Consider the following 23,555-nt stretch of genomic DNA (forward strand, 5'->3'; position numbering starts at 1 on the left):
CCTAAATTCGCTTCCGAGGCCTCACGCCAGGAAGGAAGAGACTGATGTCCGAAGCGCCCGCCAAGCCGATCGACCTCTATTACTGGCCGACGCCGAACGGCTGGAAGATCACCATCATGCTCGAGGAATGCGGGCTACCCTACAACATCGTTCCCGTGAACATCGGCAAGGGCGACCAGTTCAAGCCGGAATTCCTCGCCATCTCCCCGAACAACCGCATGCCGGCGATCGTCGATCCCGACGGACCGGACGGCAAATCGATCTCCGTCTTCGAGTCGGGTGCCATCCTGCAATATCTCGCCCGCAAGACCGGCAAGTTCTATCCGAAGGATGAGCGCGCCCGCGTCGCGGTCGATGAATGGCTGTTCTGGCAGATGGGCGGCTTCGGCCCCATGCTCGGCCAGACCCATCATTTCCGCATCTATGCGCCGGAAAAGATTCCCTACGCGATCGAGCGCTATACCAACGAGGCCAACCGGCTCTATGGCGTCCTCAACAAGCGCCTCGAAGGCCGCGACTACATCTGCGGCGAATACTCCATCGCCGACATGGCCTGCATCGGCTGGGCGCGTGGCTGGGAGAAGCAAGGGCAGGATCTCAGGCAGTTTCCGAATGTCGCGCGTTGGCTGGAAACCATGCAGGCGCGTCCCGCCGTCCAGCGCGGGCTGAAAGCGGCGGAAGAGCTGCGGAACCCCGCGGGCATCAGCACCCCCGAAGAAAAGGCGATCCTCTTCGGTCAAAGAGCGCGCTGAGCCAAGTGCGCTCCTTTCGTTGAAGCGAAGGCGTCATGGTCGGGCTTGTCCCGGCCATCGACGTCTCGGCAGATCGAAAGCAGCGTTCAAGACGTGGATGCTCGCCACAAGGGCGAGCATGACGGCAGGGCTCAGTTCGCCCGATTCCACTTCACCGAGCGGCAGATCAGCCCGCCCATGACGCAGCCCGCAGTGGTGAGGGAATTGCCCGAGAGCGTCATCGTGCCGGAATAGGTCTTGCCGTCCTCCGGGTTGAAGGCGCTGCCGCTCCATTTGTTCTCGCCGTTCGGCTTCATGTCGTAGAAGATGCGCTGGCCGACCTTGGCCGGCCCGTTCTGGTCCTTGAGCCAGGAGAGCGAGCCGCAGAGCGCTTCGCCGCATTTGCTGAAGCGCACGCGCGAGGCGCCCGTATCACGCTCCCAGAGGCCGACGACTTCCTGGGCGTTTGCCGTCGCGACGCCTGCCAGCAAGCCGAGCGCGGCCAGCGCCGCGCGCTTCGATCCGGTCCCGTCCTTCATCCGATCCTCCTTCGTCCGACCAGCTATGACTGCATGGTTCAGATATGAACTATATCGGCGTTTCAGCATTGCTCAAGCTGCCGCTACGGAAAGCGGTTTCGGCGCTTGCTTCGCGCAAGGTGAATCGAATCTCAATACGGCGTGTGGAGATCGGTCGTCAGGTCTTTGAAATCGTTTCCGTTTTCGGGATTGCGAGGTGAATTTTCGGTTGCTTTAACCAGACGATTACGTCTCGTTGAGACTCGATTCATCGCAAAATTTAGCTCGCATTTTAAAGGTCGGGCCCAGTCTCGCAGTCATCGGCCGGGGCCCTGGAGGGGTGGCTGGCACAAAGACAAGAGGGTGGTGTCATGGCACGCATGGAGATGAGCGCAGTCCCCGCTTCCCTGGTGATCCCGGCGGAGGTTTCGGCCGAGGCCTATTGCGAGCTCGGCCTCATGCATGCGTCGGGGCGGGCAGGAGCCGTCGATCTCGTCGTGGCGCAGAAGTGGTTCAACGTCGCCTTTGCCCGTGGCTCTGCCCGGGCGGCGGCGCATCGGCAGGAGCTGGCGCTTGAGATGACGCGTGAGCAGATTGCCGAAGCGCTGCGGGAAGCCCGCGCCTTCCTCACGCGGCACTGAGAGCAGCACGGCCACGAGCCTTGTGGGGCCGGGAGGCGGCAGCTATAAGCGCGCCGCATTCCCCTTTTTTGCACCCCATCCAAGGATCTCTCGATGGCTGTCCAGCGTACCTTCTCCATTCTCAAGCCCGACGCGACGAAGCGCAATCTCACCGGCGCGGTCAACGCGGTCATCGAGAAGGCCGGCCTGCGCATCGTCGCGCAGAAGCGCATCCAGATGACCAAGGCTCAGGCCGAGACCTTCTACGCCGTGCACTCGGCGCGCCCCTTCTTCGGCGAGCTCGTCGAGTTCATGACCTCGGGTCCGGTCGTCGTGCAGGTGCTGGAAGGCGAGAATGCCATCGCCGCTTATCGCGACGTGATGGGCGCCACCAACCCGGCCAACGCCGCCGAGGGCACCATCCGCAAGCTCTTCGCCCTGTCGGTCGGCGAGAACACCGTGCATGGCTCGGACGCTCAGGAGACGGCGGCGGTCGAGATCGCCCAGTTCTTCTCGGGCAACGAGATCGTCGGCTGAGCGCAGCCGCCAGTCGATTGCGAAAGCAGAAAGGCGGCCCGGTCTTCGGGGCCGCCTTTTTCTTTGGAGCTGCCGGTCGGACCCGCCAGGCCGGCCCGACGCTCGCCGCCTATCAGAGACCGAAGGAGTAGTTCGTCCCGGTATCGAAGGAGTAGCTCGCGGACAGGCCGATGGTGATCGAGTCGCGCGAGCCGAACGGCCTGACGATCGGAGAGCGTGCGGCGTCGCCGACGAGGTGCTGGTACTCGACATAGGCCGTCGTCTTGAGCTGATCAGACCAGCTATAGGTCAGCTGTGCCAGCGCGCCCACGGTGTGGACGCCGGCGTTGAAGCGCTGCAGGAAGCCGCCCGTGCCGGGCATCGCGCCATAGGTGCCGAAATAGGTCCGCACGTAGTCGGCGGACGCGATCCGCATGCGCGGCCCGGCGCCCAGCGTCCAGGGGCCGATCGTCGAGAAGGCGTCGAGCTTGAAGTCGGCGACGACGCCGTCATGGGCGACGATGCCGCGGCGCACATCGACACGGCCGCGCAGCCAGGAGGTCGGGTAGAATTCGACGAAGCCGCCGGCCTCGGCGCCGAACTTGGTGGCAGGCACGGCGACGAGCGCAGGATTGACCTTGGCGTTGCGCTTCCAGAGCAGATCGCCCGAGAAGCCGATGCGCCAGCCCTGGCCGGAGAAGACGCCGATGCTCAGCATCGCATCGTCCTCGGCGCTCCACCATGTGCTCTTCAGGCCCTTGCCCAGCGAGATGATCGGCCGGGCGCGAAAGACGTAGTCGTCAGAGCCCGTGTAGTCCGGCTGATAGCGCACGCCGGCGCCGAGCGTCAGGTACCAGTTCTGGGCCGGCTGGGGCGAGGTGAGGGTCGAATAGTCTCTCGACTGTGCCTGGGCGCCGCCGGGCAGGGAGAGGGAAAGGCAGGTCGCCAGACCAGCCAGATACGCAACGCAACGCATAGTCCAGAACTCCGACGCGACAGTGCGTCCGAACGATTGAATGAGGGCAATCTGAGGGAAGGGGATTAATGCGCGGTTAAGGTGAGTTTTTCGTTATCTCAGGAATATCAACATGTTGGATCAAAGCTGGCTTTCTTTTTGCCGGTCTGGTCCCCAAGGGGCGCCTGCGGCCGGGCTGCGAAGCGGTCACGGTCCGAGGTCGGGAACCGGTCGTTAATCGATCGCCGCCAGAGTGGGCGCACGCATCGGAGGGCTCCGGTGCCCCGAGGTCGCAGGAGGCGGCGATGATTATGCAAGTGGCGATCGTCTGGCTGCTTTGCGCCGCTATTTTTCTCGAGCTGGCGGACCGGGCGCCGGTCATCGACGAGCCGGAATTCGGAATCGAACCCGGCGTCCGGTCGGTTACTGGCGACACTCAGTCGGAAAACGTCGCAGCGGAAGCACTATCCTTGAAAACCGCAGTAAACGACCGCGCGTCCTCTTGACGTTGACCTAGCTCTATGGCCATGCCGAAACATGGGCGCAGCATGGTGATCGCGACGTGCCCGGTTCTCGAAGGGCAGACGAAATCATGATGATGCGGCGGATGGGTGCGGTCGTGCTGGCCGGTGGATTGTCGCTCCTGGCAAGCGTCTCGGCCTATGCCGCTAGCAGCTCGACGGCGCTGCCGCCGCCGGATCCGACCGCGAAGAACCTCACCCCATACATGATCCAGCTGCGCGCCTTCGACGCCTGCCTGATCACGCAGTCGCAGCTCCTGGGCACGACCCGCGAAGCCGTGCATACCCCGTGCAGCTGCTATGCCAAGGGCACGGTCAGCGCCATGACCAAGGACGAGATCCAGGCGTTCCGAGATACCGGCTATTTCAACGATTCGGCCCGCGAGAAGGGCCTGCGTTTCATCGACCAGTGCAAGTTGAAGCGGCCGTTCTGAACGGCGGTCCGGCTTTCTAGTGGCGTCATTCTCGGGCGAAGCGAAGCGCAGACCCGGGAAACTCGATCTGAAGGAGGCGCAGGAGCCTCATCCGATGAGAGATGCTCGGGGCAAGCCCGAGCATGACGGCCGTCCCGTTCGGCGCTTGTTCCGTCTCCCGCCTTGCTGCTGACACGCTCCTGACAGAAGCTGTCACCGTGGCTGGGCCATGGTGCCTCAGCTACGAGGCCGGGTAGGGAGACGACGCCGTGCAGCGCGCCGAACGATTGCTCGACATGATTCAAAGCCTGCGTCGCCGCAGGCGCCCCGTGACGGCCGAGACGCTGGCTTCCGAGCTCGATGTCTCCGTGCGTACGGTCTATCGCGACATCGGCGCGCTGGTGCGCCAGGGCGTCCCCGTGCGCGGCGAGGCCGGCATCGGCTATGTGCTCGACGCCGGGTTCGACCTGCCGCCATTGATGCTCTCGCCAGACGAGATCGAGGCCGTGCTGGTCGGCATGCGCTGGCTGAGCGAGCGTGCCGACCCGGTGCTCGCGCGCGCTGCCGAGGACGTGGTCAGCAAGGTCGCGGCGGTGCTGCCGCCGCATCTGCGGCCGATCCTGCTCGATGGCGCCTTGTTCGCGGCGTCCTACCCGGGCGACGTGCCGGTCGATCAGGTCGATGTCGCCGCCGTGCGCGCCGCCATCCGCAACGGCCGCAAGCTCTCGATCCACTACAGCGACGAGAGCGGCCATGCGACACAGCGCATGATCTGGCCGATTGGCATGACCTTCTACGAGCGTGTGCGCATCGTCGTTGCCTGGTGCGAGCTCCGGCAGGCCTTCCGCCATTTCCGCACCGACCGCATGACTGGCCTCGTCGCATTGGAGGAGCGCTACCCCGCCCGCCGCGCCGACCTCTTCCGCCGCTGGCAGAAGGAGGAGGAGAGGGCGCGCGAGGAGTGGGAACGCTGCAAGCGCGAGGGCGGGGACGATCAGGCCCGGATGACGACGTCGCCCGCCAGCCTGGCGCGGCCGGACGCGACCTCCGCCAGCGCCGCCGGATAGAGCTTATGCTCTTCGACGAGGACGCGCTTGGACAGCGTCTCCTCGTCATCGTCGGGCAGGACCGGCACCTTCGCCTGCAGGATCACCGGCCCGGCGTCGAGTTCCGGCACGACGAAATGCACCGAGCAGCCATGCTCGCTGACGCCGGCTTCGAGGGCCTGTCGGTGCGTGTGCGTGCCCTTGAACAGCGGCAGCAGCGAAGGGTGGATATTGATCATCCGCCCTTCCCAGCGCGTCACGAACCAGGGCGTCAGGATGCGCATGAAGCCGGCGAGCACGACCAGATCGATCTGGTTGACGCGCAGGAGTTCGTCCATGGCGCGTTCGAACGCCTCGCGATCCCGGCCAAAGGGGCGATGGTCGATCGTCGCCGTGGCGATGCCGAAGCCGCGGGCCCGGTCGAGCCCGGCGACGTCGGCGATGTTGGAGATGACCAGCGCGATCTCGGCCGGATAGCCCGGCGCCTGCGCTGCTTCCGCAAGCGAAACCATGTTGGAGCCGCGCCCGGAGATCAGCACCCCGACGCGCTTGCGGGCGTTAGCCGTGCTCACAGCGAGAGCTTGCCGCGATAGCTGACCTGCTCCTCGCCGGCAGCGACCGGCACGATCTCGCCGAGCTTCACCGGCGCCTCACCGGCAGCCTTCAGCGCCGCGAGAACCTCATCGGCCTTGTCGGCCTGCGCGGCGACGATCATGCCGATGCCGCAGTTGAAGGTGCGCAGCATCTCGCGCTCGGCGACGCCGCCGATCTTGGCGAGCCAGCCGAAGACCGGCGGGACCGGGATCGCCGGCAGATCGAGCGCCACGCCGAGGCCTTCGGGCAGCACGCGGGGGATGTTGTCGGGGAAGCCGCCGCCGGTGATGTGGGCCAGCGCCTTGATGCCGTCGGTCGCCTTCAGTGCCTGCAGCAGCGGCTTCACATAGATGCGGGTCGGCTCGAGTAAGGCTTCTGCGAGTGTCTTGCTGCCGTCGAACGGGGCGGGGGCCTCCCAGCCGAGGCCGCTGAGCGCCACGATGCGGCGCACCAGCGAATAGCCATTGGAATGCACGCCGGAGGAGGGCAGGCCGAACACCACGTCGCCGGGCTTCAGGTCTTCGCGCGGCAGCAGCGTGCCGCGCTCGGCCGCACCGACCGCGAAGCCGGCGAGATCGTAATCCTTCTCGGCATACATGCCGGGCATTTCGGCCGTTTCGCCGCCGATCAGCGCGCAGCCGGACTGGCGGCAGCCATCGGCGATGCCGCGCACGATCTCGACGCCCACCTTCGGGTCGAGCTTGCCGGTGGCGTAGTAGTCGAGGAAGAGCAGCGGCTCGGCGCCCTGGACGATGAGGTCGTTGACGCACATCGCGACGAGGTCGATGCCGATGGTCGAATGCAGTCCGCTCTCGATTGCGATCTTCACCTTGGTGCCGACACCGTCATTGGCCGCGACCAGGATCGGATCGTTGAAGCCGGCGGCCTTGAGGTCGAACAGCCCGCCGAAGCCGCCGATCTCGGCGTCCGCGCCCGGCCGGCGCGTGGCGCGCACCAGCGGCTTGATCTCGTCGACCATGGCATTGCCGGCGTCGATATCGACGCCCGCCTGCGCATAGGTCAGTCCGTTTGCGCCGGGCTTGCTCATTGCGTTCCGCCTTCCTTGCATGCTCGCGGGAGCGATAGGCAAGCAAGCTGCGGCTGGCAAGGCGTTTGGGTGGTTTTGTCGCTTTCTCACCAGCAACTGCCGTCATCCCGGGTCGGCGCGGCTTCGGCACTTGTCCAGGATGACATCGGAGGTCGGGTGAACGACGCATGGCTGGCATCGTGTCGCGCCATGAGCGAAGCTGCCGCCATGACGATCCCGAACCTGATCACGGTTGCCCGGCTTTTCCTGGTGCCGCTCGTCATCGTCATGATCGTGAACGCGCGTTGGGAGGCGGCCTTCATCATCTTTGTCGTCGCCGGCATTTCCGACGCTGTCGACGGCTTTCTCGCCAAGCATTGCGGCATGGCGAGCGAGCTCGGCGCCTATCTCGACCCCATCGCGGACAAGGCACTGATCGTCTCGATCTACATCACGCTGGCGGTGGTCGGCGCGATCCCGGTCTGGCTCGTCATTCTCGTCGCGGCACGCGACATCATGATCGTGGCGGCGGTGCTGCTCTCGTGGCTGCTCGCCCGTCCGGTCGCGATGGCGCCGTTCCTCGTCAGCAAGCTCAACACGGCGGCGCAGATCGCCTTCGCGGCGCTGGCGCTCGGCTCGCGGGCCTTCGGGATCGATCTCGGTCCGGCGGCCGTGGTCGGCGAACTCGTCGTCGCCGTGTTGACGCTCGCCTCGATGGCGGCCTATCTCGCCTTCTGGCTGCGCCACATGGCGGGCTGACGAGATTTCACACGCGGCCGGCGCTTGGAACTGCGGCTTTCCGTGCACATTTGTCCCATTCCGCTGGTCCGATAGGCGAAAGAGGCTGATCGATGACGTTGCAGCGCCAGATCGGCTTTTGGCTGGGCTCCCTCCTGGTCTTCATCCTCCTGCTCGTGCTCCTGCGCGATATCCTGCTGCCCTTTATCGCGGCGCTGGCGCTCGCCTATCTGCTCGATCCCCTGGCAGACCGGCTGGAGCGGATGGGGATGAACCGGCTGACCGCGACGATCGTCATCCTGATCGTTTTCCTCATCATCTTCGTGCTGGCGCTGGTGCTGCTGGCGCCGCTGCTCGGCCGGCAGCTAGCCGGGCTGGTCGACAGGCTGCCTTCCGACGCGGCCAAGCTGCAGGCCCTGGTGATGGAGAAGGGTTTCCCCTGGCTTGAACGCCTCGGCGCCGGGAAGCTGCAACAGGAAGCGCAGAATTCGCTGGGCAACCTCGTCGGCGAGGCGACCAAATGGGTCGGTGGCCTGCTGCAATCGCTCTGGAGCGGCGGCACCGCCATCGTCGGCGTGTTCTCGCTGCTGGTCCTGACGCCGGTCATCGCCTTCTATCTGCTGGTCGATTGGGACCGGATGGTCGCGACCGTCGATAGCTGGCTGCCGCTCGATCACCGCGACACCATTCGCAGCCTGCTGCATGAGATGGATCGCGCCATCGCCGGCTTCCTGCGCGGCCAGGCTCTCGTCTGCCTGCTGCTCGGAACCTTCTATGCGATCGGGCTCAGCATCGTCGGCGTGAATTTCGGCGCGCTGATCGGCATCATCTCGGGCTTCCTGTCCTTCATTCCCTATGTCGGCTCGCTGACCGGGCTCGTGCTCTCGGTCGGTGTGGCGATCGTGCAGTTCTGGCCGGACTGGACCTGGCCGCTGGCAACGCTCGGCGTCTTCCTTGCCGGGCAGTTCCTCGAAGGGAACATCTTCCAGCCGAAATTCGTCGGTGACTCCATCGGCGTGCATCCGGTCTGGCTGATGTTCGCGCTGCTTGCCTTCGGCTCGCTCTTTGGCTTCGTCGGCCTGCTGCTGGCGGTGCCGCTTGCGGCCGTCATCGGCGTGCTCTGCCGCTTCGCGCTGCGGCAATATCTCGCCAGCAACCTCTATCACGGTGTCGGTGCCAGGCGTGCAGCCCGAGCGAAGTCCAGCGCCGACGCCGAACTCTGACATACGCATGAACGAAGTGCCCCCACGCCCGCGCCAGCTCGCTTTCGACCTGCCGGTCGACAGCCGTCACGGCGTCGAGGATTTCCTGATCGGCCCGTCCAACGAGGCCGCCTACGGCCTGGTCGAGCGCTGGCCGCAATGGCCCGATGCCTGGCTGCGTCTCACCGGGCCGGAAGGTGCGGGCAAGACCCATCTCGCCGCGATCTGGGCCCGCGTCGCCCATGCCTGGACGATTCGGGCCGCGGAGCTGACCGAGGCCAAGGTCCCGCACCTTGTCTCCGGCGGGGCTCTCGTCGTCGAGGATTGCGATGCCGGTCCGCTCGAAGAGGCCGCGCTCTTCCACCTGATGAACGCGATGAAGGCGCGCGACGGACATCTGCTGCTGACCGCGCGCAAGGAACCCGACTTCTGGGGCCTGCGCGTGCCGGATCTGCTGTCGCGCCTCAGATTGGCGCCGGGGGCCACGATCGAGCCGCCCGATGACGGGTTGCTGCGGGCGCTCCTCGTCAAGCTCTTCATTGATCGCCAGCTCGTGGTCGACACCGCGGTCATCGAGACGCTGGCGCTCAGGATGGAGCGCTCTTTCGCTGCCGCGCGGCAGGTGGTGGACCGCCTCGATCGCGTCGCGCTGGAGCGCGGCCGGCGCGTCACGCGCCCGCTGGCACAGGAGGTGCTGTCGGAATTGTTTCCGGATGAGCCCGGCTGAAAGAGAGCGTGCTTGCGGAGCGGCCGTGCCGTCATACGAAATCATGTCGCCCGTCATCGAAACGTCACGCTAGGATGGCTTCAACGGCGCTATGGGCGGAAAGACAATCAGGACACGGGTGAATCACATGACTCTCGAAGCCGTGACCGTCGAGCCGGAGAAGCTCTCCAGCGAGGCCGATGTTGCGCCGCTGCGTCAGCAGCCCGAGCGCTTCATCAACCGCGAGCTGTCCTGGCTGCAGTTCAACCGCCGTGTCATGGAGGAGGCCTCGAACCGCAGCCACCCGCTGCTGGAGCAGCTGCGTTTCCTTTCGATCTCGGCGAATAATCTCGACGAGTTCTTCATGGTCCGCGTCTCCGGCTTGCGCGAGCAGCTCAAGGCCGGCGTGGTCACGCCGAGCCAGGACGGTCTCACCCCGGCCGAGCAGCTCGTCGCGATCGGCCAAGCAGTTTCGGCCCTTACCGACGACCAGCAGGCGCGCTGGGCGGAACTCCGCCACGATCTGCATGAGAATCGTATCCACCTGCTGCAGCCGGGCGATATCGGCTCGCAGGACAGGATCTGGCTGGAAGACTATTTCCTCAACTACGTCTTCCCGGTGCTGACGCCGCTGGCGATCGATCCGGCGCATCCGTTCCCGTTCATCCCGAATCTCGGCTTCACCGTCGCGCTGGCGCTGGAGCGCAAGAGCGATGGGCGCCAGCTCGACGCGCTGATCCGCGTGCCTGTGAAGATCGACCGCTTCATCGAGCTGCCCGATCTTGCCCGCGAGGGGTTGCATCGCTTCATCACGCTTGAGGACGCGGTTTCGCTGTTCATCAGCAAGCTTTTCCCCGGCTACGAGGTCAAGGGCACCGGCTCCTTCCGCGTCATCCGCGACTCCGATCTCGACATCGAGGAGGAGGCGGAGGACCTCGTCCGCGTCTTCGAGACCATGCTGAAGCAGCGCCGGCTCGGCGTCGTCATCCGGCTCGAGGTCTCGACCGGTATGCCCGACCATCTGCGCCGGCTGATCGTGCGCGAACTCAAGGTCGATGCCGACGAGATCGTCGAGGTCAACGGCATGATCGGCCTGAACGAGCTCTCGCAGCTCGTCGGCGTCGACCGGTCGGACCTGAAGTTCAAGCCCTACAACGCCCGCTTCCCCGAGCGCATCCGTGAACATGGCGGCGACTGCCTCGCTGCGGTCCGCCAGAAGGACCTGCTCGTCCACCACCCCTATGAGAGCTTCGACGTCGTCGTGCAGTTCCTGCAGCAGGCGGCACGCGATCCCAATGTCGTCGCGATCAAGCAGACGCTCTACCGCACCTCGGCGAACTCGCCGATCGTCAAGGCGCTGACGGAAGCCGCAGAGGCCGGCAAGTCTGTGACGGCGCTGGTCGAGCTGAAGGCGCGCTTCGACGAAGAGGCCAACATTCGCTGGGCGAAGGAGATGGAGCGCGCCGGGGTCCAGGTCGTCTATGGCTTCATCGAGCTCAAGACCCATGCCAAGCTCTCGCTCGTTGTTCGGCGGGAAGCCGGGCAGCTCGTCAGCTACTGCCATATCGCGACCGGCAACTACCACCCGATCACGGCCCGCATCTACACCGACGTCTCCTTCTTCACCGCCGATCCGGTGATCGCGCAGGACGTCGCGCGCATCTTCAATTTCATCACCGGCTACGCTGAGCCGGCTGGGTTGGAGCGCATGGCGGTCTCGCCGACAAGCCTCAAGCAGCGCCTGCTCGACGACATCGCCGAGGAAGTCGCCCATGTAAAGGCCGGCCGCAAGGGCGCGATCTGGGGCAAGTGCAATTCGCTGGTCGATCCCGAGATCATCGACGCCCTCTATGACGCCAGCCAGGCAGGCGTGGAGATCGACTTCGTCGTGCGCGGCATCTGCTGCCTGCGGCCGGGCGTGCCCGGCCTGTCGGAGAAGATCCGCGTCAAGTCGATCATCGGCCGCTTCCTCGAGCACACGCGCGTCTACGCCTTCGGCGCTGGGCACGGCATGCCTTCGCCCAAGGCCAAGATCTACATTTCCTCGGCCGATCTGATGCCGCGCAACCTCGACCGCCGGGTCGAGGCGCTGACGCCGATCCTCAATCCGACCGTGCATCAGCAGTTGCTCGATCAGATCATGCTGGCCAACCTGCTCGACAACGAGCAGAGCTGGACGATATTGCCCGATGGCGGCTCGCGCCGCATTGTCCCCGCGCCGAACGAAGAGCCGTTCAACGCGCATAAGTACTTCATGACGAACCCGAGTCTGTCCGGACGTGGAAAATCGCTCTCGAATTCAAGTCCCCGTTCCCTCTCGCGCCGGGGAGGCCGTAAGGCCTGAGCTCCGGCACGCGCCGGGGCGGCTTGCGCTCTCCGACACCATCGCCATCGTCGATATCGGTTCGAACTCGGTCCGTCTCGTCGTCTACGAGATGCTGGCGCGGGCGCCATCGCAGGTCTTCAACGAGAAGGAGATGGCCGGTCTCGGCCGGCAGGTCGCCACGACCGGCCGGTTGGCGGAGGACGCGATCGAGAAGGCGATCCAGGCCCTCGTGCGCTTCCGGATCCTCTGCGAGGCGATGCATGTCGGCGAGCTCCGCGTCATCGCGACCGCCGCCGCGCGCTATGCCGAGAACGGTCCGGAGTTCATCGCCCGCGCCGAGGAGGCGATCGGTCAGCCGATCGAGCTGATCTCGGGCGGCCGTGAGGCGATTCTCTCGGGCCTCGGCGTGATCTCTGGTTTTGATGCCCCCGATGGGGTCGTGGGCGATCTCGGCGGTGGCAGCCTGGAGCTGATCTCCGTCAAGAAGGGAGCCGTCGGGAAGGGTGCCAGCGTCCCGCTCGGCGGCCTGGCTCTGCTTGATCGCTCGAAGGGCTCGATCCGATCAGCCGAGAAGATCGTGAAGGACGAACTCGACAAGCTGCCGCAGCTCGCCGCCATGAAGGGGCGCGATTTCTTCGCCGTCGGCGGCACCTGGCGCGCTTTGGCGACCTTGCACCAGCGCCGTGTGAACTACCCGCTAAACGTGATGCATGGCTACGCGATCCCGCCCAAGGACGCGGCCGACTTCGTCAAGCTGGTCGAGCGGGCCGATGCCTCGGTGCTCGACGCCATCGATTCGGTCTCCTCGGCGCGCCGGCCGCTGCTCGCCTATGGCGCGCTGGTGCTCGACGAACTGATCAAGCGCGGCAAGCCCCGCAGCATCGTCATTTCGGCGCAGGGCGTGCGCGAGGGGCTGCTGCACGAGCAGCTCTCGCCGCAGGAACAGACCTCCGATCCGCTGCTGCAGGCCGCGCGCGACTACAATCTGCTGCGTGCGCGCGATCCGCGCCACGCAGCAGATCTCATCGCTTGGGTGGGCGGAATTCTCGAAACGGCGGGGCTCGCGCAGGACGAGCCCTCCGGGCGCCTGATCGAGACCGTCTGCCTGCTTTCCGATATCGGCTGGCGCGCCCATCCCGATTATCGCGGCGAGCAGAGCATGAACGTCATTGCCCATGCCTATTTCACCGGCATCGACCATGTCGGCCGGGCCTTCCTGGCGATGGCGATCTTCCATCGCTATGCCGGGCTGAAGGCCAGCTCTCCGGCGGCGGAAGGCCTGAAGACGCTGCTTCAGCCGCCGCTTCTCGCGCGTGCGACGCTGATCGCCGCGATCTTCCGCGTCGCCTATCTCTTGTCGGCGGGGATGGCCGGCATCCTGCCGCGAATTCCGGCGACCTGCGTCGATAACCGCCTGCTTCTGCGCTTCCCGGGCGATCTCGCCTCCTTGTCCAGCGAGCGCGTCGAGGGCCGCCTCAAGCAGCTCGCCAAGCTGCTCGGGCGCGATTTCGAGATCGGCCGGCTCTGAGGCGCCGTCGCGGCGGCTTCAAAACGCATCTTTGTCATTCCGGGGCGCGCCACAGGCGCCAACCCGGAACCCAGGACTGGGTGAGATATAGGTGTTCGGTTGTGAGCCGCGTCCAGGTTCCGGGTTCTTCGCTACGCGAAGCCCCGGAATGACAAGCAGTGCGCCGGTTTACCCAACCGCGCGTAGTCGCGCGAAGCCCGCGTCGAGATCGACCTTCAGGTCGTCGATGTCTTCGAGGCCGATATGGATGCGGATCGTCGGCCCCTTGAAATCGGGCTTGGTCGCGGTCCGATAGTCCTTGCAGTCGAAGGGCAGGACGAGGCTCTCATAGCCGCCCCAGGAGGCGCCGATGCCGAACAGGGTCAGCCCGTCGAGCATCGCACCGACCGCCTTCATCGAGACGGGCTTCAGCTCGATGGTGAAGAGCGATGAGGCGCCGGTGAAGTCGCGCTTCCAGATCTCGTGCCCCGGCGCACCCGGTAGGGCAGGGTGGAGGACGCGGGCGACCTCGGGGCGCTCGCTCAGCCATTCGGCCATGGCGATGCCGGCCGGCATCTGCTCTTTCAGGCGTACGGCCATGGTCCGCATGCCGCGCAGCGTCAGGAACGCGTCTTCCGGCGCGACGATCAGCCCGAGCTGATTCCAGGCTGCGCGCAGCTTCTTGAACAGGTCCGGCGTCCGCGCCGAGACGGTGCCGATCAGCACGTCGGAATGCGCCGCGTAATATTTGGTGCCGGCCTGCACCGAGTAGTCGACACCGAATTTATGGGCATCGAAGAAGAGCGGCGTCGCCCAGGTATTGTCCATCGCGACCAGGATGTCGCGTGCCTGCGCTGCCGCGACGATGGCCGGGATGTCCTGCATCTCGAAGGTCTGGGAGCCCGGCGCCTCGGTCCAGACGGCCTTGGTGTTCGACTTGAAGAGCTTGGCGATGTCGCCGCCGATCAGCGGGTCGTAATAGCTGACCTCGACGCCCATGCGCTTGAGGAACGTGTCGCAGAAGATGCGTGTCGGACGGTAGACGCTGTCCGTGACCAGCACATGGTCTCCGGCAGAGAGCATGGTCAGGAAGGCGAGCGTGCAGGCCATCAGCCCTGAGGGTGTGACGACCACGCCGGACCCGCCCTCGATCGTGTTGGCCGCGGCCATGAACGCGTCGAGCGTCGGGTTGCCGTCCGTGCCGTAGGTGTAGCGCGCCTTGCGGACCAGGAAGTCCTCGGTGTTCGGGTAGACGACCGTCGAGCCTCGTACGATAGGCGGATTGACAAAGCCGTAGCTATCGCCCGGGTCGCGTCCGGCCAGCACGAGGCGTGTCCGCTCGCCAAGGCGCGCAAATTCAGGAGAAGACAGCTTTTTCATGGAAACAGCGGGTCTCGAAGGCAGGAAAATGCAGTCGGGCTTGACCACACCCCCCAAACTCGCATGTGATGTATGCGGCGAACAAGGGGCGCCGGGGGCGGATGGCGGTTGCTTGACGCTCATGGGTCGCTCTGGCAATCGACTCGGCAACGGGGGCGTCGCGCAATCGCAAGATGAATCGAGCAGCGAAAATGCTGCCGGCGGCGAGACCAGGATGGCGTTCGGCGCGAGCCGGAAACGTGGCTTCAATGGGAGATTACCGATGAAAAAGTTTCTAGCAGCCGCCCTCGCGGCAGGAATCGGCTTGGCGATTTCCGCGACCGCGGCTTCGGCCCAGGCGACGCTCGCGCAGGTCAAGCAGCGCGGTATCCTGAATTGCGGCTCGAACACGGGCCTCGCGGGCTTCGGCGTTCCCGATGCGCAGGGCACTTGGAAGGGGCTCGACGTCGATCTCTGCCGCGCCATCGCGGCGACGATCTTCAACGACCCTAACAAGGTGAAGTTCATCCCGCTTTCGGCCAAGGACCGCTTCACCGCTCTCCAGTCGGGCGAGATTGACGTGCTCGTGCGCAACTCGACCTGGACGATGACGCGCGATGCCTCGCTCGGCCTGCTCTTCACCGGCGTCAACTACTATGACGGCCAGGGCTTCATGGTCCGCAAGAAGCTCGGCGTGAACTCGGCTCTGCAGCTCTCGGGCGCTTCGGTCTGCACCCAGCAGGGCACCACCACCGAGCTCAACCTCGCCGACTATTTCCGCGCCAACAACCTGAAATACGAGGTCGTGGCCTTCGCGAGCTCTGACGAGACGGTCAAGGCCTATGACGCTGGCCGCTGCGACGCCTTCACCACCGACGCCTCGGGCCTCTATGCCGAGCGCCTGAAGCTCACCAATCCGGACGACCACATCGTCCTGCCGGAGATCATCTCCAAGGAGCCGCTCGGCCCGTCCGTCCGCAATAACGACCCGCAGTGGTTCAACCTGGTGAAGTGGGTCCACTTCGCCATGCTGAACGCCGAAGAGCTCGGCGTCACCCAGGCGAATGTCGACCAGCAGCTCAAGGCCGACAATCCGGAGATCAAGCGCCTGCTCGGCACCGAGGGCAAGTTCGGCGAGCAGGTCGGCCTGACGCCGGATTGGGTCGTGCGCATCGTCAAGCACGTCGGCAATTACGGCGAATCGTTCGAGCGCAACGTCGGCCAGGGTTCGCTGCTCAAGATCGCCCGCGGTCAGAACGCGCTCTGGACCAAGGGCGGCCTGCAATACGCTCCGCCGGTTCGCTGATGCATTCGCGGGGCGCCGGGTAGACCGGCGCCCCGTTTTGTCTTGCGGCCTGCGAGCGGCCGCCTCCGCGCCGTGAGCCGCTCTCGAAGCGTTTCGCGGCGTTCCTGTCTCGGCCGTGACAGGGGGCGAATCTGCAGTTTGCCAGGCACTGCCTCGCGTTGACGGGATTGTTCGTTGACGAGGCGATGTCGGGCGCGCACAGATTCCAAAACCGCGCGTGACGGAACGAAGCGCGGTTGGTCCGGGATTTGCTGTTCGGGTTTTTGCTTCAGCAGGGCTTGCCGTGTCGGCATTTGCTGCTCAAGATTTATTCAATCGGGGAGAGCGGGACGAACCCGCTCCGAACAGGGGAACGGCATGAAGACAGAAGGCATCACTGTCGCCGCAGCGGCAGCTATCGGCGTCGGCATCGCGTCGGGCGCGTGAAAGACGGCGGGGCTCGCAGGGCGCGCCCTTCCAGCAAGCAGCTCACAGAATAAGCGGCACGGGCAACAAGACGACCTCGGCGCAACCGCATAGCCGCAGGATCGCCGGCCGCCACAAGCGAAGCAAAAGGGGCGTGACAAGTGTCGAGCATTCCCGACCAAACGGTATCACCCGGCAAGGCGTCGTTGTTCTACGACCCCAGGATCCGCGGCTACGTCTATCAGATCGTGCTGGTAGGACTTGTCGGCTTCCTCATCTGGTCCGCCGCATCCAACGCCATCGAGAACCTGCGTGCTCAGAAGATCGCCTCGGGCTTCGGCTTCTGGCACAACGCCGCCGGCTTCGACATCAACCAGAAGCTGATCCCGTTCTCGGCCCAGGGCGGCTCGACCTATGGTCAGGCCTTCCTCGTCGGCCTGCTCAACACGCTGCTCGTTGCCGCCCTCGGCATCGTCTTCGCCACCATCATCGGTTTCGCCGTCGGCGTTGCGCGGCTCTCGAACAATTGGGTCATCGCGAAGCTGGCGATGATCTATGTCGAGGTCATCCGCAACATCCCGCTGCTGCTCCAGCTCTTCTTCTGGTACAATGCGGTGCTGAAGCCCCTGCCGGATGCCCGCAACTCGATCGCGCTGCCGGGCAGCATCTATCTCAACAATCGCGGCATCATCCTGCCCAGCCCGCAATTTGCGCCGGCCTTCGAGGCTGTCGTCATTGCCTTCATTGTCGCCGTCGTCGCGGCCATCGCGTTCTTCATCTGGGCGCGCGGGCAGCAGGCCAAAACCGGCAAGCAGTATCACAACGGCTGGGTCGCGCTGGGCCTGGTCATCGGCGTGCCTCTCCTGGTTTTCTTCGCGGTCGGACGACCGCTGTCGTTCGATCTTCCACAGCAGGGTCGGTTCAACCTCACCGGCGGCATGCAGATCTTCCCGGAATTCGTTGCGCTGCTGATCGGCCTGTCGACCTATACCGGCGGCTTCATCGCCGAGGTCGTACGCGCCGGCATCCTGGCGGTTTCGAAGGGGCAGTCCGAGGCGGCGCACGCGCTGGGCTTGAGGAACGGGCCGACGCTGAAGCTCGTCGTCATCCCGCAGGCGATGCGCGTCATCATCCCGCCGCTGACCTCGCAATACCTCAACCTGACCAAGAACTCGTCGCTGGCCGTGGCGATCGGCTATCCCGATCTCGTGCAGGTCTTCACCGGGACGGTGCTGAACCAGACCGGCCAGGCCGTCGAGGTCGTCGCGATCACCATGGCGGTCTATCTGACGATCTCGCTGGTGACGTCGTTCTTCATGAACCTCTACAACAAGCGCATGGCGCTGGTTGAACGGTGAGGGCGGATCGATGACCGACGCAACGCTCGAGAACGCCCCTTACGCCTTCGTCCGCAAGGAGACGCTGCAGCAGGAGCCCGCGCCCCTCTCCGTGGCCGGCCCCTGGGCCTGGATCAGGACCAACCTGTTTTCCAGCCCGCTCAATACGATCCTGACCCTGATCTGCGTTTATCTCGTGTTTGACGCGGTGCCGGGCCTGATCCGCTTCTACTTCCTCGACGCGGTCTGGACGGGGGAGCATCGTGATGCCTGCCTCGCCGACAAGGTCGGCCGGCCGGTCGGCGCCTGCTGGGCCTATATCGCCGACCGTTTCCAGTACTTCATCTACGGGTCCTATCCGGTGATGGAGCGCTGGCGGGTCAACATCGTCTTCGCGATGTTCGCGCTTGGCGTGGTCTGGCTGCTCTGGACCAAGGCGCCGCTGAAGAAGATCGGCGTCTTCTTCTTCTTCGTCATCCTGCCGGCGAGCGCCTTCATCCTGCTGCTGGGCGGGGACCGGGCAGAGAGCTTCCTGCGCTTTCTGATCCTGCTCAGCTTCGCGTTGGCGGTGCTTTATCTGGTCCTGTCCTTCGTGCCGTCGCTGGCCAAGTTCTGGCTTGGCGAGGCGCGGCTGGCTGTCGAACAGGAGATGCCGGCCTGGCAGCGCTTCTACCGGCCAAAGCGCCTGATCCTGATCGCGCTGGTCGTCTTCGGCCTGCTGGCCGTGCTGGCCGACAAGGTCGGGTTGCCGCGCGTCGATACGGGGCTCTGGGGCGGCATGACGGTGACCTTCCTGATCTCCGCGGTCGGTATCGTCTTCTCCCTGCCGCTCGGCGTGCTGCTGGCGCTGGGGCGCCGCTCGCGCCTGCCAGCCATCCAGCTGCTCTCGGTGATCTTCATCGAGTTCGTCCGTGGCGTTCCGCTCATCACCGTGCTGTTCATGGCCAACACCATGCTGCCGCTCTTCGTGCCGCAGGAATGGTCGCCGGACCGGCTGCTTCGGCCGCTGATCGGTGTCGCGCTCTTCGCCGCCGCCTACATGGCGGAGGTGGTGCGCGGCGGCCTGCAGGCGATCCCCAAGGGCCAGTATGAGGGCGCCATGTCGCTCGGCCTCGGCTACTGGCAGATGATGCGGTTGATCATCCTTCCGCAGGCGCTGCGGATCGTGATCCCTGGCATCGTCAACACCTTCATCGGGCTGTTCAAGGATACGACGCTGGTCACCATCGTCGGCATCTTCGATTTCCTGCGTACGATCGAGGCGACGCTCGTCGACCCGACCTGGGCTACGCCGACCACGCGGACGACCGCTTACGCTTTCGCCGCGCTCTTCTATTTCCTTTGCTGCTGGGGAATGTCGCGCTACTCGGTAGCTGTCGAAAAGCGCCTAGCCGCCGGCCAAAAACGTTGAGAGGGATGACGACCATGGCAATGGCAGAAACCAAGATGACCGACACCCGGCCCGCTGCGCTGAAGCAGACGTCTCTCAACACCGCGACCGCGGTCGAGATGATCGGCGTGAACAAGTGGTACGGCGAGTTCCACGTTCTGCGCGATATCAACCTCAAGGTTCAGCGCGGTGAGAAGCTCGTGATCTGCGGCCCGTCGGGTTCGGGCAAGTCGACGATGATCCGCTGCATCAACCGGCTTGAAGAGCATCAGAAGGGCCAGATCATCGTCGACGGCACGGAGCTCACCAACGACCTCAAGAAGATCGACGAGATTCGCCGTGACGTCGGTATGGTGTTCCAGCACTTCAACCTGTTCCCGCATCTGACGATTCTGGAGAACCTGACGCTGGCGCCGATCTGGGTGCGGAAGATGCCCAAGAAGGACGCCGAGGAGATCGCGATGCACTATCTCAAGCGCGTCAAGATCCCCGAGCAGGCGGCGAAATATCCGGGCCAGCTGTCCGGTGGCCAGCAGCAGCGAGTGGCGATCGCCCGCTCGCTGTGCATGAGCCCGAAGATCATGCTGTTCGACGAGCCGACCTCGGCGCTCGACCCCGAGATGGTCAAGGAGGTGCTCGACACCATGGTCTCGCTGGCGGAGGAGGGCATGACCATGCTCTGCGTCACGCACGAAATGGGCTTCGCCCGCCAGGTCGCCGACCGCGTCATCTTCATGGATGCCGGCCAGATCGTCGAGATGAACACCCCGAACGAGTTCTTCAAGAACCCGCAGCATGAGCGCACCAAGCTCTTCCTCAGCCAGATCCTGCACTGAGGAAGAACAGCTTAGCGAGCGATGGAAGCGCGCCGGCCTTGCCGGCGCGCTTTTTCGTTTGGCAAGCAGTTCCTAGGGTGCGCGAAGCATCTTCGACTGCAGCTGAAGCTTTCTACGGAACGAGTCTCCGTCCGGTGCGTTGATGGCGCAAACGGAGGATACGCGATGAAACGTTTTGTCCCAATCATTGCTGTTGCTCTTCTCGCGAGCAGCGGCGCCTATGCTCAGTCGATCAACATCGGTCCAGGTGGCGTTAGCGTCGACCCCCGTACCCCCCATGAACGGGCAATCGATCGCGAGATGCGTCAGGACCGTTATGATCGCACGCCTGAACGCGAGTGGCGCCGCGCCAACTACTATCGCGGCGACGATTGCCGCACCGTCACGACCGAGCGTGAGACGCCGCGCGGCGTCGTGAGGCGCACGACCCGCATTTGCGATTGACCGATTTGAAGGGGAGCGGGCGAGAAGCCCGCTGAAGGCCAGGCCCCGTGGCGAATTTCGCCGCGGGGCTTGGCTTGTCCGGCTGTCGGCCTCGTCCGACGGGATGGCTTACTTCGCGTCGCGCGCCTTCACGGCCTGATCCGAGAAATCCGAAAACAGGCCATCGATGCCGAGCGCGAAGAATGCCTTGTACTCGGCCGCGGCGTCGCCCTTGAAGTCCGAGGTCAGCCGCTTGGGCTCGCTGCGGAAGGTCCAGGTGTGGACCAGAAGGCCGGCGGCATGGGCGTCCTTGACCACGTTCGTCGGCGCGATCAGCGTGCGGTCCTGCTCGTCGATCTTGCCGTCACCGTTGAGATCCTTCGGCTTGCCGTCCTCGCCAATGGTCTGCTTGCCAGCAAGGATATAGGGCTTCCAGGGGCCGACGCCGTCGGCGTAGGTCGCGATCTCCTTGAGCCCTTCAGCGGAGAGCATGTCCTGGAAAGTCCGCTTGTCGCCGAGCACCGCGAAGTCATAGGGGCGGTCGAACGGCGCCACGAGAGTCACCTTGCCGTCCTTGTCGACATCGTCGCCGTCGACGAGCTGCACGAGGCGCAGCTGCGTCTTCTTGCGCAGGTATTTCAGATTCCCGGTCTCGAAGCTCTGGATGAACACCGGCGAGGTCTTCTCGGTCCAGCCGGCCGCCTTGAGCATGTCGAGCAGTTTGTCCTCGAAGGCGAGGCCCAGCGAGGCGTGATAGGTCGGGTGCTTGGTCTCGGGATAGATGCCGATGGTGCGGCCGGTCCGGGCGCTTTCCGACTTGGCGAGGTCGATCACCTCCTGAAACGCCGGAATCTGGTACTTGCCGTTTTGCGACTGGTCGCGATCGGCGAAGGCCTGCTTGGCACGCAGGGTCTTGATCTCGGCCAGGGTGAAGTCGTTGGCGAACCAGTCGGTGGTGTCGATGCCGTCGACCTTGCGCGTCGTCTTGCGATTGGCGAATTCCGGTCGGTCGGCGACGTCGGTGGTGCCGCTTAGCATCGGCTCGTGCCGCACGACCAGGACGCCGTCCTTAGTTGAAACCAGGTCGGGCTCGATGAAATCCGCGCCCATCTCGATGGCGAGCTTGTAGCCCTCGATCGTGTGCTCGGGCATGTAGCCGCTGGCGCCGCGATGGGCGATGATCAGGGGCTTGCGGCTGTTGGAAGCGGATGCCTCCTGGGCGGGCGCCGCAAGCGGCTGCATGGCCAGTGCGGCGAGGAGCGATGTCGAGAGAAGCAGCGTTTTTTTCATGGTTTGACCCGGCTCGCGGAAATGCGCGCGAAGTTAGGTCGAGTGATGTGACAGCCCCATGAAAAGATTGCTTCGTTTTGCCGTCAGCTCAGGCGCCATGCGGCGGGCGACAAAAAAGCCCGCGCCGGCAATACCGGGCGCGGGCTCGTTCGTATCGATGTCGGATCAGCGGCGGTTCTCGAGGGAGGTCTTCGCATCGAGGCGCTTGGAGGCCGGCGGCGTGAAGTCCTGCTGCGGCTGGGTTGCGCAAGCGGCAAGGCCGAAGGCGACAAGGCTCAGAATGACGATGCGGCTGGCGCTTTTCATGTGCGGATATCCTGATGGCCGCGAGATGCGGTTGCATCGTCTTTCCCCTTGTGAAACGAGCGCGTCAAGTGCATGCCGCATGGGGCACCATGCCTCGGCGTGATATTTGAACCGGTCGAAGCACACTACACTCACCGCCTTGCGGGCGCCGGGCCTGATTTGCCTGCGCCAGGATTGAAGCACCATGACGCCAGCCGCCCGGATCAGCGCCGCCATAGAGGTGCTGCAGGACATCATCGAGCGCCGCCGCCCGGCGGCCGATGCGCTGAAGGATTGGGGGCTGTCGCGTCGCTTCGCCGGTTCGAAGGACCGCGCCGCCATCGCTTCGCTCGTCTACGATGCCCTGCGGCGCAAGGCCTCGTCCAGCTATTCGATGGCGTCCGAAGAGCCCCGCGGGCTGGTGCTCGGCATGCTCGCCGGGCTGCGCGGCCTGCCCCGCGACGAGATAGCAGCGCTGTTCTCGGGCGAGAATCACGCGCCCGCTCCGCTCACGGCTGACGAGACCGCACTCCTGGCCGCCTTCTCGGACGATGGGGCGCCCGCCTGGGTGCGGGCGGACGTGCCCGAATGGCTCTGGCCGTCGTTCGAGGCCGGCTTCGGTGAAGCTGCGACGGCGGAAGGGCAGGCGCTGGCCGCCCGTGCGTCGATCGACCTGCGCGTCAACCGCCTGAAGGCCGGCCGCGACGACGTTCTCCGGGATCTCGCCCACCATCAGCCGGAGACCGGCGCCTGGTCTCCCGATGCGCTGCGCTTCCAGCCGGGCCATGACGGGCGCGGCCCCTCGCTGCATGCGGAACCCGGCTTCTTCGCCGGCGCCTTCGAGGTGCAGGACGAAGGCTCGCAGCTGGTGACGTTGCTCGCGGGCGCGCGACCTGGCCAGACCGTGATCGATCTCTGCGCCGGGGCAGGAGGCAAGACACTGGCGCTCGCTGCGCTGATGGCCAATCGCGGCAGTCTCTACGCCACCGATCTCGATAGCCGCCGGCTCGCGCCGCTGCATGACCGCGTGGCGCGCTCGGGCGCGAGCATCGTCGAGGTGCGCATTCCGCGTTCGCGCGGCCATGAGCCCTTCGCCGACATCGCCGGACAGGCCGATCTCGTGCTGGTCGATGCGCCCTGCACCGGCTCCGGCACCTGGCGGCGCAACCCGGATGCGAAATGGCGCGTGCGCCCCGGCGCGCTGGCCGAACGGATCAAGGATCAGGCCGAGGTGTTGGCGCGCGCGGCCAAGCTGGTGCGCCAGGGTGGGCGCATCGCCTACATCACCTGCTCCATGCTGCCTGAGGAAAATGACGAGGCGATCCGTGCCTTTCTTGGCCGCCATCCCGGCTTCGCACCGGTCGCGCCGATCGACGTGCTCAAGGGGGCGGAGAGCGACTTCTCCCTGCTCGCCCGCTTCGCCACCCAATTCGGCCTACAGCTCTCGCCGCGACGCACCGGCACGGACGGGTTCTATCTGGCTTGCCTCCAGCGCGGGGACTGA

General features: G+C 65.2%; 25 protein-coding genes. 18 read left to right on the forward strand and 7 right to left on the reverse strand.

What is annotated here, in order from left to right:
* The first annotated feature begins 44 nt into the window (after positions 1-44).
* Positions 45-752 carry a glutathione S-transferase N-terminal domain-containing protein gene (locus tag AB4Z16_RS10700; RefSeq protein ID WP_441511328.1) on the forward strand — a complete coding sequence of 236 codons (708 nt, stop codon included), beginning with the start codon at positions 45-47 and terminating at the stop codon, positions 750-752.
* Positions 753-883: 131 nt separating this feature from the next.
* Here the strand turns inward: AB4Z16_RS10700 and AB4Z16_RS10705 are convergent, their stop codons facing one another.
* Positions 884-1,270 (reverse strand): DUF2147 domain-containing protein, encoded by a 387-nt coding sequence (locus AB4Z16_RS10705; RefSeq protein WP_441511329.1) that lies wholly within the window; start codon positions 1,268-1,270, stop codon positions 884-886.
* Positions 1,271-1,314: 44 nt separating this feature from the next.
* On the opposite strand from AB4Z16_RS10705, the gene AB4Z16_RS10710 reads away from it, so the two are divergent.
* From AB4Z16_RS10710 to ndk, 3 genes are all read left to right on the forward strand, one after another.
* Positions 1,315-1,470, forward strand: a complete 156-nt coding sequence (locus tag AB4Z16_RS10710) for a hypothetical protein (RefSeq protein WP_441511330.1) — start codon at positions 1,315-1,317, stop codon at positions 1,468-1,470.
* Positions 1,471-1,620: 150 nt separating this feature from the next.
* Positions 1,621-1,890, forward strand: a complete 270-nt coding sequence (locus AB4Z16_RS10715; protein ID WP_441511331.1) for a sel1 repeat family protein — start codon at positions 1,621-1,623, stop codon at positions 1,888-1,890.
* 93 nt (positions 1,891-1,983) lie between these two features.
* The gene (ndk, locus tag AB4Z16_RS10720; RefSeq protein WP_441511332.1) at positions 1,984-2,406 is read left to right on the forward strand and encodes a nucleoside-diphosphate kinase; all 423 of its coding nucleotides are present in this window, start codon (positions 1,984-1,986) and stop codon (positions 2,404-2,406) included.
* 112 nt (positions 2,407-2,518) lie between these two features.
* Here the strand turns inward: ndk and AB4Z16_RS10725 are convergent, their stop codons facing one another.
* Complete coding sequence (locus AB4Z16_RS10725) at positions 2,519-3,361, reverse strand: MipA/OmpV family protein (protein WP_441511333.1); 843 nt, start codon at positions 3,359-3,361, stop codon at positions 2,519-2,521.
* Between the two features lie 284 nt (positions 3,362-3,645).
* Here AB4Z16_RS10725 and AB4Z16_RS10730 point away from each other — a divergent pair, with 284 nt between their 5' ends.
* The 3 genes from AB4Z16_RS10730 (at position 3,646) to AB4Z16_RS10740 (ending at position 5,341) form a co-directional block, all read left to right on the forward strand.
* On the forward strand, positions 3,646-3,846 hold the full coding sequence (locus AB4Z16_RS10730) for a hypothetical protein (RefSeq protein WP_441511334.1): 201 nt from the start codon (positions 3,646-3,648) through the stop codon (positions 3,844-3,846).
* Between the two features lie 86 nt (positions 3,847-3,932).
* Complete coding sequence (locus AB4Z16_RS10735) at positions 3,933-4,295, forward strand: hypothetical protein (RefSeq protein WP_441511335.1); 363 nt, start codon at positions 3,933-3,935, stop codon at positions 4,293-4,295.
* A gap of 248 nt (positions 4,296-4,543) precedes the next feature.
* A complete protein-coding gene (locus AB4Z16_RS10740; RefSeq protein WP_441511336.1) occupies positions 4,544-5,341 on the forward strand; it encodes a helix-turn-helix transcriptional regulator in 798 nt (265 codons plus the stop codon).
* Here AB4Z16_RS10740 and purN read toward each other — a convergent pair.
* Both purN and purM read right to left on the reverse strand, forming a co-directional pair.
* Positions 5,269-5,832: a phosphoribosylglycinamide formyltransferase gene (purN, locus tag AB4Z16_RS10745; RefSeq protein ID WP_441511533.1), complete on the reverse strand. Its 564-nt coding sequence runs from the start codon at positions 5,830-5,832 to the stop codon at positions 5,269-5,271. The two genes, AB4Z16_RS10740 and purN, sit on opposite strands and share 73 nt — an antisense overlap.
* 56 nt (positions 5,833-5,888) lie before the next feature.
* Positions 5,889-6,962 carry a phosphoribosylformylglycinamidine cyclo-ligase gene (purM, locus tag AB4Z16_RS10750; protein ID WP_441511337.1) on the reverse strand — a complete coding sequence of 358 codons (1,074 nt, stop codon included), beginning with the start codon at positions 6,960-6,962 and terminating at the stop codon, positions 5,889-5,891.
* Between the two features lie 207 nt (positions 6,963-7,169).
* Here purM and AB4Z16_RS10755 point away from each other — a divergent pair, with 207 nt between their 5' ends.
* From AB4Z16_RS10755 to ppx, 5 genes are all read left to right on the forward strand, one after another.
* Positions 7,170-7,700 (forward strand): CDP-alcohol phosphatidyltransferase family protein, encoded by a 531-nt coding sequence (locus AB4Z16_RS10755; RefSeq protein WP_441511534.1) that lies wholly within the window; start codon positions 7,170-7,172, stop codon positions 7,698-7,700.
* Between the two features lie 92 nt (positions 7,701-7,792).
* Complete coding sequence (locus AB4Z16_RS10760; protein ID WP_441511338.1) at positions 7,793-8,902, forward strand: AI-2E family transporter; 1,110 nt, start codon at positions 7,793-7,795, stop codon at positions 8,900-8,902.
* A gap of 7 nt (positions 8,903-8,909) precedes the next feature.
* Complete coding sequence (locus AB4Z16_RS10765) at positions 8,910-9,608, forward strand: P-loop NTPase family protein (protein ID WP_441511339.1); 699 nt, start codon at positions 8,910-8,912, stop codon at positions 9,606-9,608.
* 127 nt (positions 9,609-9,735) lie between these two features.
* Positions 9,736-11,931, forward strand: a complete 2,196-nt coding sequence (locus AB4Z16_RS10770; protein ID WP_441511340.1) for an RNA degradosome polyphosphate kinase — start codon at positions 9,736-9,738, stop codon at positions 11,929-11,931.
* Positions 11,867-13,441, forward strand: coding sequence for an exopolyphosphatase (ppx, locus tag AB4Z16_RS10775; protein WP_441511341.1), 1,575 nt, complete (start codon positions 11,867-11,869; stop codon positions 13,439-13,441). Before AB4Z16_RS10770 ends, ppx begins: the two co-directional genes overlap by 65 nt.
* 168 nt (positions 13,442-13,609) lie before the next feature.
* On the opposite strand, the gene metC is transcribed toward ppx, so the two are convergent.
* Positions 13,610-14,800 (reverse strand): cystathionine beta-lyase, encoded by a 1,191-nt coding sequence (gene metC / locus AB4Z16_RS10780; protein ID WP_441511342.1) that lies wholly within the window; start codon positions 14,798-14,800, stop codon positions 13,610-13,612.
* A 262-nt stretch (positions 14,801-15,062) separates the two neighbouring features.
* Between metC and AB4Z16_RS10785 the strand changes: the two genes are divergently transcribed.
* The 5 genes from AB4Z16_RS10785 (at position 15,063) to AB4Z16_RS10805 (ending at position 20,497) form a co-directional block, all read left to right on the forward strand.
* Positions 15,063-16,085 (forward strand): amino acid ABC transporter substrate-binding protein, encoded by a 1,023-nt coding sequence (locus tag AB4Z16_RS10785; protein WP_441511343.1) that lies wholly within the window; start codon positions 15,063-15,065, stop codon positions 16,083-16,085.
* Positions 16,086-16,651: 566 nt separating this feature from the next.
* Positions 16,652-17,848: an amino acid ABC transporter permease gene (locus AB4Z16_RS10790; RefSeq protein WP_441511344.1), complete on the forward strand. Its 1,197-nt coding sequence runs from the start codon at positions 16,652-16,654 to the stop codon at positions 17,846-17,848.
* A gap of 10 nt (positions 17,849-17,858) precedes the next feature.
* A complete protein-coding gene (locus tag AB4Z16_RS10795) occupies positions 17,859-19,238 on the forward strand; it encodes an amino acid ABC transporter permease (RefSeq protein WP_441511345.1) in 1,380 nt (459 codons plus the stop codon).
* 35 nt (positions 19,239-19,273) lie between these two features.
* Positions 19,274-20,053, forward strand: coding sequence for an amino acid ABC transporter ATP-binding protein (locus tag AB4Z16_RS10800; RefSeq protein WP_441511535.1), 780 nt, complete (start codon positions 19,274-19,276; stop codon positions 20,051-20,053).
* 165 nt (positions 20,054-20,218) lie between these two features.
* The gene (locus AB4Z16_RS10805) at positions 20,219-20,497 is read left to right on the forward strand and encodes a hypothetical protein (protein WP_441511346.1); all 279 of its coding nucleotides are present in this window, start codon (positions 20,219-20,221) and stop codon (positions 20,495-20,497) included.
* A 108-nt stretch (positions 20,498-20,605) separates the two neighbouring features.
* On the opposite strand, the gene AB4Z16_RS10810 is transcribed toward AB4Z16_RS10805, so the two are convergent.
* Both AB4Z16_RS10810 and AB4Z16_RS10815 read right to left on the reverse strand, forming a co-directional pair.
* Positions 20,606-21,766: a glycerophosphodiester phosphodiesterase gene (locus tag AB4Z16_RS10810; protein WP_441511347.1), complete on the reverse strand. Its 1,161-nt coding sequence runs from the start codon at positions 21,764-21,766 to the stop codon at positions 20,606-20,608.
* A gap of 165 nt (positions 21,767-21,931) precedes the next feature.
* On the reverse strand, positions 21,932-22,072 hold the full coding sequence (locus AB4Z16_RS10815) for a hypothetical protein (RefSeq protein ID WP_441511348.1): 141 nt from the start codon (positions 22,070-22,072) through the stop codon (positions 21,932-21,934).
* A gap of 184 nt (positions 22,073-22,256) precedes the next feature.
* On the opposite strand from AB4Z16_RS10815, the gene AB4Z16_RS10820 reads away from it, so the two are divergent.
* Positions 22,257-23,555 (forward strand): RsmB/NOP family class I SAM-dependent RNA methyltransferase, encoded by a 1,299-nt coding sequence (locus AB4Z16_RS10820; RefSeq protein ID WP_441511349.1) that lies wholly within the window; start codon positions 22,257-22,259, stop codon positions 23,553-23,555.

The sequence above is a fragment of the Allobosea sp. TAF32 genome (assembly GCF_052113585.1).
Lineage (GTDB): Bacteria > Pseudomonadota > Alphaproteobacteria > Rhizobiales > Beijerinckiaceae > Allobosea.

Coding starts and splice junctions, on each gene's coding strand:
- AB4Z16_RS10700 (WP_441511328.1), top strand. CDS start 45: ATGTCCGAAGCGCCCGCCAAGCCGATCGACCTCTATTACTGGCCGACG.
- AB4Z16_RS10705 (WP_441511329.1), bottom strand. CDS start 1,270: ATGAAGGACGGGACCGGATCGAAGCGCGCGGCGCTGGCCGCGCTCGGC.
- AB4Z16_RS10710 (WP_441511330.1), top strand. CDS start 1,315: ATGAACTATATCGGCGTTTCAGCATTGCTCAAGCTGCCGCTACGGAAA.
- AB4Z16_RS10715 (WP_441511331.1), top strand. CDS start 1,621: ATGGCACGCATGGAGATGAGCGCAGTCCCCGCTTCCCTGGTGATCCCG.
- ndk (WP_441511332.1), top strand. CDS start 1,984: ATGGCTGTCCAGCGTACCTTCTCCATTCTCAAGCCCGACGCGACGAAG.
- AB4Z16_RS10725 (WP_441511333.1), bottom strand. CDS start 3,361: ATGCGTTGCGTTGCGTATCTGGCTGGTCTGGCGACCTGCCTTTCCCTC.
- AB4Z16_RS10730 (WP_441511334.1), top strand. CDS start 3,646: ATGATTATGCAAGTGGCGATCGTCTGGCTGCTTTGCGCCGCTATTTTT.
- AB4Z16_RS10735 (WP_441511335.1), top strand. CDS start 3,933: ATGATGATGCGGCGGATGGGTGCGGTCGTGCTGGCCGGTGGATTGTCG.
- purN (WP_441511533.1), bottom strand. CDS start 5,832: ATGGTTTCGCTTGCGGAAGCAGCGCAGGCGCCGGGCTATCCGGCCGAG.
- purM (WP_441511337.1), bottom strand. CDS start 6,962: ATGAGCAAGCCCGGCGCAAACGGACTGACCTATGCGCAGGCGGGCGTC.
- AB4Z16_RS10755 (WP_441511534.1), top strand. CDS start 7,170: ATGACGATCCCGAACCTGATCACGGTTGCCCGGCTTTTCCTGGTGCCG.
- AB4Z16_RS10760 (WP_441511338.1), top strand. CDS start 7,793: ATGACGTTGCAGCGCCAGATCGGCTTTTGGCTGGGCTCCCTCCTGGTC.
- AB4Z16_RS10765 (WP_441511339.1), top strand. CDS start 8,910: ATGAACGAAGTGCCCCCACGCCCGCGCCAGCTCGCTTTCGACCTGCCG.
- AB4Z16_RS10770 (WP_441511340.1), top strand. CDS start 9,736: ATGACTCTCGAAGCCGTGACCGTCGAGCCGGAGAAGCTCTCCAGCGAG.
- metC (WP_441511342.1), bottom strand. CDS start 14,800: ATGAAAAAGCTGTCTTCTCCTGAATTTGCGCGCCTTGGCGAGCGGACA.
- AB4Z16_RS10785 (WP_441511343.1), top strand. CDS start 15,063: ATGAAAAAGTTTCTAGCAGCCGCCCTCGCGGCAGGAATCGGCTTGGCG.
- AB4Z16_RS10795 (WP_441511345.1), top strand. CDS start 17,859: ATGACCGACGCAACGCTCGAGAACGCCCCTTACGCCTTCGTCCGCAAG.
- AB4Z16_RS10800 (WP_441511535.1), top strand. CDS start 19,274: ATGACCGACACCCGGCCCGCTGCGCTGAAGCAGACGTCTCTCAACACC.
- AB4Z16_RS10805 (WP_441511346.1), top strand. CDS start 20,219: ATGAAACGTTTTGTCCCAATCATTGCTGTTGCTCTTCTCGCGAGCAGC.
- AB4Z16_RS10810 (WP_441511347.1), bottom strand. CDS start 21,766: ATGAAAAAAACGCTGCTTCTCTCGACATCGCTCCTCGCCGCACTGGCC.
- AB4Z16_RS10815 (WP_441511348.1), bottom strand. CDS start 22,072: ATGAAAAGCGCCAGCCGCATCGTCATTCTGAGCCTTGTCGCCTTCGGC.
- AB4Z16_RS10820 (WP_441511349.1), top strand. CDS start 22,257: ATGACGCCAGCCGCCCGGATCAGCGCCGCCATAGAGGTGCTGCAGGAC.